The organism is Edaphobacter sp. (genome assembly GCF_035532915.1).
In the GTDB taxonomy this organism is placed as follows: domain Bacteria; phylum Acidobacteriota; class Terriglobia; order Terriglobales; family Acidobacteriaceae; genus Edaphobacter.
In genome coordinates this window covers 1-8499 of record NZ_DATKQC010000167.1, presented here as the reverse complement: position 1 = coordinate 8499, position 8499 = coordinate 1, and the positions used below count along the sequence as shown (strand labels likewise).

Annotated in this window: 6 protein-coding genes; 3 read left to right on the top strand and 3 right to left on the bottom strand. The window is 55.8% G+C overall.

What is annotated here, in order from left to right; translation table 11 throughout:
* The 3 genes from VMU57_RS08155 to VMU57_RS08145 form a co-directional block, all read right to left on the bottom strand.
* Positions 1–344: NAD(P)/FAD-dependent oxidoreductase (locus VMU57_RS08155; protein ID WP_325382279.1), on the bottom strand; the 344-nt coding region annotated here is incomplete at its 3' end.
* Complete coding sequence (locus tag VMU57_RS08150) at positions 341–1306, bottom strand: hypothetical protein (protein WP_325382277.1); 966 nt, start codon at positions 1304–1306, stop codon at positions 341–343. The genes VMU57_RS08150 and VMU57_RS08155, both read right to left, overlap by 4 nt.
* A gap of 5 nt (positions 1307–1311) precedes the next feature.
* The gene (locus VMU57_RS08145; protein ID WP_325382275.1) at positions 1312–2631 is read right to left on the bottom strand and encodes an asparagine synthase-related protein; all 1320 of its coding nucleotides are present in this window, start codon (positions 2629–2631) and stop codon (positions 1312–1314) included.
* A gap of 74 nt (positions 2632–2705) precedes the next feature.
* Here VMU57_RS08145 and VMU57_RS08140 point away from each other — a divergent pair, with 74 nt between their 5' ends.
* The 3 genes from VMU57_RS08140 to VMU57_RS08130 form a co-directional block, all read left to right on the top strand.
* Positions 2706–6266 carry an FG-GAP-like repeat-containing protein gene (locus tag VMU57_RS08140; RefSeq protein WP_325382273.1) on the top strand — a complete coding sequence of 1187 codons (3561 nt, stop codon included), beginning with the start codon at positions 2706–2708 and terminating at the stop codon, positions 6264–6266.
* 90 nt (positions 6267–6356) lie between these two features.
* Positions 6357–6746, top strand: coding sequence for a hypothetical protein (locus VMU57_RS08135; RefSeq protein WP_325382271.1), 390 nt, complete (start codon positions 6357–6359; stop codon positions 6744–6746).
* 96 nt (positions 6747–6842) lie between these two features.
* The coding region (locus tag VMU57_RS08130) for an ABC transporter ATP-binding protein (protein ID WP_325382269.1) at positions 6843–8499 on the top strand (1657 nt) is incomplete at its 3' end.

Genomic DNA, 8499 nt, shown 5'->3' with positions numbered 1-8499 from the left:
GCTACAAGAAGCTGTCTTAGCCGATCTGGATCGGCAGTATGAGGATGGCCGAGATCGTGGTGATAGAAGGTAAAGCCACGTTTCATCCCACAGGCTATCTTCGGATAGCTCTCCTGCCATGTACCCCACTTCGATAGCGGGCTGATTCGCGGCAGATCATAGCGGGTAGCAATATCTTCGAGGATTAGGTTCGAGAGTGGAGTTGAAGATTCTCCAATGGCAAAGCGCGGATGCTTGTCTTTTTCCAACAGCACGACAGAATGCCCTGATCTCCGCGCAATCATGGCAATGAGCGATCCAGCAAAGCCCGATCCCACCACCGCAATATCAAAGGTTCGGTTCAACTGCGCCCCTTGCAGTATGTGCAATCAATCATGTCTGACGCTGATTGGCGAAGGTTCATCTCACGTAGCCGCTCAATGCGTAATGGGTAACAGGAGCATTTTGGTGAAGCAAGGTGTAAATCCCATAGATCGACAAAAACGCGGCCACGCGCGAGGCTCAGGCCATAGCTTGCTGCAGATTCCACTATATCCAGCTGTGGCGGAGAAAATTCGCCTAGCTGCGCTAACTCCTCCATGGCGCCATTCCCAGACCGCGTTGGAATTAAGGTAACTACGGTTGCCCCGCAATCAAAAGCAAAGTCCAGGGAGCGCTCCGCCCAATAGAGTGCCTCATGCGCTTTCATAAATGGAGGTTGAATGAGAATAAACACGCGAAGGTCTATTCCATTTGATCGAAGGTACTGAGATGCTTCAGAGAACTGGTTCAGGGTTATGCGTTTATTCAGGCGGACTAGTATCTCCGGATGAGCCGTTTCAAGTCCCATGGCGACTTCCAGCGGATTGGAAAGCATATCCCGAAACTGGAGGCACGCCTGGTTGATGAGCGCTGGATGACTTTCGACAATCGTCCTGTCGAATAAATTTGCCCGGGTTGCAATGGCTGGATAATCTTCGATAGGAATCGCATTACGGTCGAAGAAACTGCCGCTGTTGTAAAGCTTGATTTGCCGCGCAGGCGGTAGTTGCGTCAGGGCATAGTCAATCTGCTGAGGGATGGCGCCTATCGGAACCTTCTCTGTGAGAGTGTTGCGCCAGAGGTCACACATCAGGCATCGCCAGGGACATTCGCGGTTCGTTAAAAATACGGTAGCCACTGGGACCACTTCTTTTTCCGCTGAATATTCTTCTTCCAATAAATACGCGTAAGGACGTCGAGAATTCAGATCTTCGCGAGCCGGACGCCGCGCGAGTATCCATCTGTCTCGCTCGATGTCGCTGGCTGGATAAGAAGGCGTCAACATTGCCCTCACAGATAGATCGACAGGAATTGTTTTCTATACTCGGCTTCTCGAAATGGCAGCCTTCTACGCAAAGCATCTTCAGGCAACGCGCCATGTTGGAATCGTCGCTTTGGAAAGGCAGGCATCTGTAAGCCAGTCAGCGCCGCTATTCCCCTGGATACGATCTCTCCCTTTAGTTCATAAAGCTTCTCGACGCTGTAGTCAGTCAACTTGATGAAAGGAATTGCCTCTGCTACCGCGACGACGTTCGGCCTGGTGAAAGGACTGAAGCCGCTGAAGCCATAGTGGTGCGCCGGAGCATAGGTGCGGGTGTACGAACGGCTTAGCCCTCCGCTATAGGTAAGCGAATGCTTGATCTTTCCTACTCCCCAGCCTTCCTGATAGAGCATTTGATTGTTGATGACGCTACGAATGGTAAGTTCGGGATTCTCTTCGATGGGGTAGTCTTTCAAGTTCTCATCACCACCGTCCCCGTCCAGCAGAAAGCGCCAATCGGGATAGCGCTCCCGGATGCCTCTGCAGAGCGCGAGAGACATAGTCGCCGATTCAATGTCGAGAGGCTTGTAATCTTCGACAATACGAATCGTCTCCTGCGCGTCGAGAGTGGAAGCGTCTCCTTCGATTGGCTCGAGAAAGAGTCCCAGGCCGACGGCATCGAGAAAGGCGCGCGCCTGTTGCACATCAGGACCGTTGCCAAGGTCGAGCACGAAAGCCTTCAAGCGGCTCAAGCTCATGCCGAGTTTCTTCATCACGTGATAGGTCGTGAGGAAGACGCTGCCGCTGTCGATACCACCGGAGAAGCAGACGCCGATCGGTTCTTCGGCAGGAACCCGATTAAGCCATTCAGAGATCTCTTCCGCCAGTGCCGCGATGTACTGTTCTCCAATCTGATCGAGATCGGACGGCAGCGTGCCGAGCTTGGGAGAGAAGAAGCGCGTATAAACGGGGTCCGGATCAGGGCAGCCAACCAGTTGGATTTCGACTACATGATGGGCCGGAACCATCCTGGTATAGCTGGGATGAAATTGTTCATGGAGCCCCTCGTTTTTGAGCCAGTTGTAAATGGCATCGATACGGGCAGCGACGATCAACACCGGCCCTTCTTGCCGCTTTGCGAGGAAATATCGCATCGGCCGGTCAAGCGACCTGGCCATCTTGACAGTCTTTCCCGATCTGGCGAGCAAGGCAAACGATCCTGAGATCCCGCGCATTGCATCGGCTGGACTTTCCAGCAGCAACTGCGTCGCTTCTTCCGTGGTCAGGTTATAAATCTGGTTTGCTTCAGGCTCCGTCAGATCGACGACTCGTTCAATGTATTGATGCACGGTTGTTCCTCGCGAGGGCATTCTTTTGAGTCCAGTTTACGCTCTTCTGGGAGGCATGCAACGGAAGCAGGAGAATGCGCGGAGTCGCGCCGAATCTGGGTTTCCGCATTCGCTTTTACCTGTATTCGCGCGCTTCAGGTGTTCTACAATGTGCCGTGACCATGTTCGATAAAAATAGTCCCTCCAGCCGCGGATTTCTGCGCGATCTCAGTGTGCGTAACGGCCTTGTTCTTGTGCTGCTTGGCCTGTTTTTCTTTACGTCGCGGTGCGGACGGGCCGAGGACCAGTCACCGAATTTGGTCGCAGCAGCACGGCTGAATAATGTAGGCGTCGCTTTCATGGGTCAGCAGTTTACTGAAAAAGCGCTGCAAAAATTTGATGAGGCGCACAAGGCCGATCCTGCTTCTGTCATTCCGATGCTTAACCAGGGCATCGCTTTGCTCTACCTGCGCAAGCTGCCGGAGGCAGAGGCCGTCTTGAAACAGGCAACAACCGTCGATCCTAAAAGCGTGCGCGTGTGGTACTGCCTTGGGCTCACGCATCTTTCGGAGAGCAAGTCCGACCTTGCGGTGGAGGACTTCAAGCAGGCCATCAAATTGAACCCTGAGGAATCAGACAGTCACTATTACCTGGGTTCTCTCTACCGCAGCTTGAAAGACTACGATCAGGCAATCGTGGAGTTTAATGAGGCTTTGCGACTGAATCCTCTGCATGCGTCTGCCCAGTTTGGATTGGCCAGTGCGCTGCAGCGCTCAGGCAAGATTGCGGAAGCACGCGAACACCTAAAGCGCTTTCAGGTTATTACGCAGACCAAGGTGGGCACACCACTCGCGGTCACCTACAGTGAGCAGGGCGAGTACGCCACGGTGCAGAACATGCGCGTGGCGGAGCAACCTGTCGGCCCGATGATTCCAGTGAGCTTTGTTGAGGCTGCTGGAGCCAGTGGTTCCTCTTCCGCGTCATCGGGCAATCAGGAGGGCGGCGGCGCCTGCATCCTCGATAGCGACGGTACAAACCAGAAAGACCTTGTCGTCATGGGTGACGGCGACTCCGCCATTCGCGTCTATAGAAGCCTCCAGAATGGCGCGTTGGAAGAGATTCCAGCGCAAACGACCGGACTTATTGCCAGTGGCTATGGAATAGCTTGCGCCGTAGGTGATTATGACAATGATGGACGTCCCGATCTGGCGGTAGCTCTGAGCGATCGAATCATTCTTTTCCATAATCTCGGGAACGGTAAGTTTGCAGATACGACAAAAGCAGTTGGTATCCAGCAGTTGAATCACCCTGCGGGGTTGACCTTTGTCGATTTCGACCACGATGGCGACCTTGACCTCTTCGTAACTGGTTCTGCCGTCAGTTCTGGCTCAGGCCCGAATGTCCTTTGGCGCAACAACGGCAACTCCACCTTTACCGAGTGGACTGCACCTGCAGGGCTCGCAGGCGAAGGTCATACGGCTGGAGTCACGATCTCTGATGTGAACAACGACCGTGCGATCGATCTGGTTGTCACCGGCGATAGCAGTTCTCCAACGATCTTTGAAAACAGGCGCGAAGGCCCTTTCAAGGTTGTGCCACTTTATAAAGACGCCGGTATTGCTGCTACGCGCGGCATCTCTATCTTCGACTTCAATAAAGACGGATGGATGGATGTTGCTCTCACTCATGCGGGCGCTCCGGGCGTTAGCCTTTGGCGCAACGTGGAGGGCAAGAGCTTTGAGCGGGTGGCGTTGCCTCTTACAGACGCCAAAGGCGCATGGGGACTCACGCCAATCGATATCGACAACGACGGCTGGATCGATCTGGCCGCAATCGTAGAGACGGCCAAGGGACCCGAGCTACGCATCTGGCGCAATCGCGGCTCGCAGGGCTTCGAGGATGTAAGTCGCGCGGTCGGCGCGGATCAACTCAAGCTGCACAATCCTCGTTCTGTCATTGCTGCGGATATCGACGGAGATGGCGCGGCCGATTTGATCGTCACGCAACTCGATGCTCCTCCGATTGTGCTGCACAATGTGGGCGGAAATCACAATCACTCCTTACGTCTGACGCTTGCTGGACTCGCTGACAACAAAACGGCGATTGGAACCAAGGTAGAGATCTTCTCCAATGGCAGATCGCAAAAATTCGAGATCGCCGGCAGCTCCGGCTATCTGGGTCAAGGTTCGACCGAGATTATCGCTGGTCTCGGTCAGGCGACACAGGCGGATGTTGTCCGCCTGTTGTGGCCGACAGGAGTTCCGCAGGATGAGCTGGATGTTACGGCCAGCAAGGCGGTGACACTTACCGAGCTAGACCGCCGAGGCAGTTCTTGTCCCGTGTTGTTTGCGTGGAATGGGAGCAAGTACCAGTTTGTCTCCGACGTTATCGGCGCTGGAGTCATCGGCCATTGGGTTTCGCCTACTGCGACGAATAACGCCGATGCTGACGAATGGATCAAGGTGGATGGAGCACAGCTCAAAGAGCGTGATGGACTTTTCAGTCTCCGATTCGGCGAGCCGATGGAAGAGATCAACTTCATCGATCAACTGCGGCTCGTCGCTATCGACCATCCTGAAGGAACCGAAGTCTATCCTGATGAGCGCTTCCTCGACGAGCGTCCCTTTGCCTCCGGCAAAACAGTGGTCGCTTCTCCGGCAACGCGTTTGCCGGTTGGAGCGTGGGACGATCAGGGCCATGATGTTCTTCCGCTTCTGGCCAAGCGCGACCACAACTATGTTCGCGGCTTCACGAATCTAAGCTACGCGGGCTATGCGAACATGCATACGCTCACGCTCGATGTGGGCGCGTGGACGCCGCAGAATCCACTTCGCCTCTTCATGAGCGGCTATATCGAGTACTTCAGCGCCAGCTCGATGTATGCCGCGTGGCAAGCGGGCATGAAGCCCATCTCGCCGTTTGTCGAGGCGGAAATGCCGGATGGAAGTTGGAAGCGCGTCGTAGACGATATGGGTTTTCCGGCAGGGCTTCCCAGAACGATTGTGGTTGACCTCACAGGGAAGCTGCCGGTTGGCACACGGCGCATTCGTATCACCACCAACTTGCAGATCTATTGGGACCAGGTCCTGGTCGACAATGGGGCGGACGATGCAAAAAGCGCGAGGCAGATTGAATTGCCTTTAGCGACAGCGCATCTCGACTTCCGTGGTTATCCGCAGCAAGTTGAGGGCAAGACTCCGGGCGACCTGACCTATCGCTATGACCACATCAGCGCAACCGGGCCTTTCCAGTGGCAGCGAGGAAGCTATACGAAGTATGGCAGTGTAACTCCGCTGCTCAACAAGGTCGACAATCAGTACGTCATCTTCGGCAGTGGCGAAGAGATTGATGCTGAGTTCAGCGCCGCTCCTCTGCCTCCGTTGCCTGCGCAATGGAAGCGCGACTACTTCTTCTACGCCAACGGCTACGTCAAGGATATGGACTTCTATGAGGCGTTGCCGTTTACCGTGGCGCAGATGCCGTTTCATCAGATGACGTCTTATCCGTATCCGGCGAGTGAGCATTACCCCGAAAACTCCAGTTCGCTGAAATATCGATTGGACTGGAACGATCGTTTCGAATCGGGCAAACGCACGCAACTTTACCAGTTCAACTACGTGCCCACGATCTCGCAGCCGATTGTCGTTCAGCCTTAAGGAGAGGCGGTATTTGTGCTAGCCGCCGCTCTTTCCAAACGACTCAGGTATTCTGGACTTTCAAGTGTATTAAGGAGCACGACACCTCTTATGGCAAAGTTGACTATCGCATTCGGCATCCTGCTCATCATCGTTGGCGTTACCGGATTTGTCTACACCGGCAGCGCGCATCCTACTGCGCTTATCCCTGCAGGCGCGGGTATCCTCTTCGTCATCTTTGGCGCGCTTGCCAGCAGCGATGATGCCAAGAAGCGTATGTTGTGGATGCACGTCTCGGTCACAGTCGCCCTGCTCCTGTTCCTCAGCCTCATCAAGGCCGATATCGACGTCATTCGCTTGAGCCGCGGTGTCTCCTTTCCTTATCCTGCTGCGGTCATCGAGAAGTCGGCGACGTCGCTGCTTAGCCTGCTCTATGTTCTGTTCTGCGTACGGTCCTTTATTAATGCCCGACGCCAAAGAAGTCTGAATCCAGGGGCGTAGGCTTCCCATCTAAAAAGCGTAAACTCTAGCTGGTACAGGTAGAGTTCTGCGTATTTTTCTATGGCTTCTTTCGGTCCATCCAAATACGGCGGCGGCATGAAGGCTGTCGACCGGCCTTCCCGGGGAACGGGCCGCGCTGTCGCCGCCGATCTTAGTGCGGCGCGTCCCAAGCCGAAGCTGAGGAAGGTGCTGCCCGAGGTCTGGCAGCTTATCAAGCCGCGCCAGGTGCTGCTCGGCGGCAGCTTTCTGCTGATGGTGATCAACCGCTCCAGCGGTCTTATTCTGCCTGCGTCGACGAAGTACCTCATCGACAACGTTATGGGGAAGCACCCCATCAAATCGCCTGTCCTCGCCCGTTTCGTCGAGATTCACCACTTCAGCCTGCTGCCCCTGATCGTCAGCATCGTTGTCCTCGCCACCATCGTTCAGGGCATCACCTCCTACGCGCTCACACAGCTTCTATCGAAAGAAGGCCAGCGCCTCATCGCCGAGCTGCGCATGAAGGTGCAGGCGCACATCGGTCGGCTGCCCGTCGCCTTTTACGACGAAAACCGTACGGGAACGCTGGTCGCTCGCATCATGACCGATGTCGAAGGCGTGCGCAACCTCATCGGCACCGGCGTAGTCGACTTCGTCGGCGGCGTGCTCACCGCGATCTTCGCGTTCTGTTTCCTCATCTTCCTCAGCGTCCAGATGACGCTGGTCACCTTCGTCATCCTGCTCGTCTTCGGCCTCATCCTGCAGCGCGCCTTCAAGGTCATCCGACCCATCTTCCGCGAACGCGCCAAGATCAACGCCGAGGTGACGGGGCGGCTGACCGAATCCCTTGGCGGCGTGCGCGTCGTCAAGGGCTATCACGCCGAGGATAGCGAGGCCAATGTTTTTGCAGCGGGAGCGAACCGGCTGCTGCAGAACGTCATCTCCTCGCTCACGGCGCAGTCGCTGATGTCGCTTGCATCCACCGCCGTGCTTGGCGTCGTCGGCGCGCTGGTGATGTACCTTGGCGCTCATCAGGTGGTTGCTGGACACCTGACGACCGGCGGATACGTGACCTACGTCATGTTTCTCGCCTTCATGATCGCGCCGATCGTTCAGCTTGTCTCTATCGGAACGCAGCTTACCGAGGCCGTCGCCGGACTCGATCGCACTAACGAGATCCTCGGCGAAAGCCAGGAAGACTCCGAGCCATCGCGCACACACTCACTGCCAGTCATCGCCGGCGATATCGCCTTCCGCAACGTCACCTTCGCTTACGAGGAAGGGAAGCCGGTGCTGCACGGCATCAGCTTCGAGTCGAAGCCGGGAACCGTGACCGCGCTGGTTGGTTCGTCAGGCTCGGGCAAGTCGACGATCATCTCGCTGATCTGTGGCTTCCATAATGCATCTACCGGAGAGATTCTGGTCGATGGCGTTGACCTCTCAACGATCCGGCTCAGCAGCTATCGGCAGCAGCTTGGGGTTGTGTTGCAGGAGACGTTTCTCTTCGACGGCAGCATCCGCGAGAATATTTTATTCAGCCGTCCTAACGCAACCGAAGCGCAGATGATGGAAGCCTGCCGGATCGCCCGCGTGGATGAGTTTGCCGAGCGGTTTCCGGAAAAGTACGACACTATCGTCGGCGAGCGCGGCGTGAAGCTCTCGGGTGGCCAGCGGCAGCGACTTTCGATTGCGCGGGCCATCCTTGCCGATCCTCGAATCCTCATCCTCGACGAGGCGACCAGCTCACTCGACTCGGAGTCGGAGGCGATGATTC

What these genes read in the sequence shown, in the direction of transcription:
- VMU57_RS08150 (WP_325382277.1), bottom strand. Translation starts at nt 1,306, where the DNA reads ATGTTGACGCCTTCTTATCCAGCCAGCGACATCGAGCGAGACAGATGG.
- VMU57_RS08140 (WP_325382273.1), top strand. Translation starts at nt 2,706, where the DNA reads ATGCGCGGAGTCGCGCCGAATCTGGGTTTCCGCATTCGCTTTTACCTG.
- VMU57_RS08135 (WP_325382271.1), top strand. Translation starts at nt 6,357, where the DNA reads ATGGCAAAGTTGACTATCGCATTCGGCATCCTGCTCATCATCGTTGGC.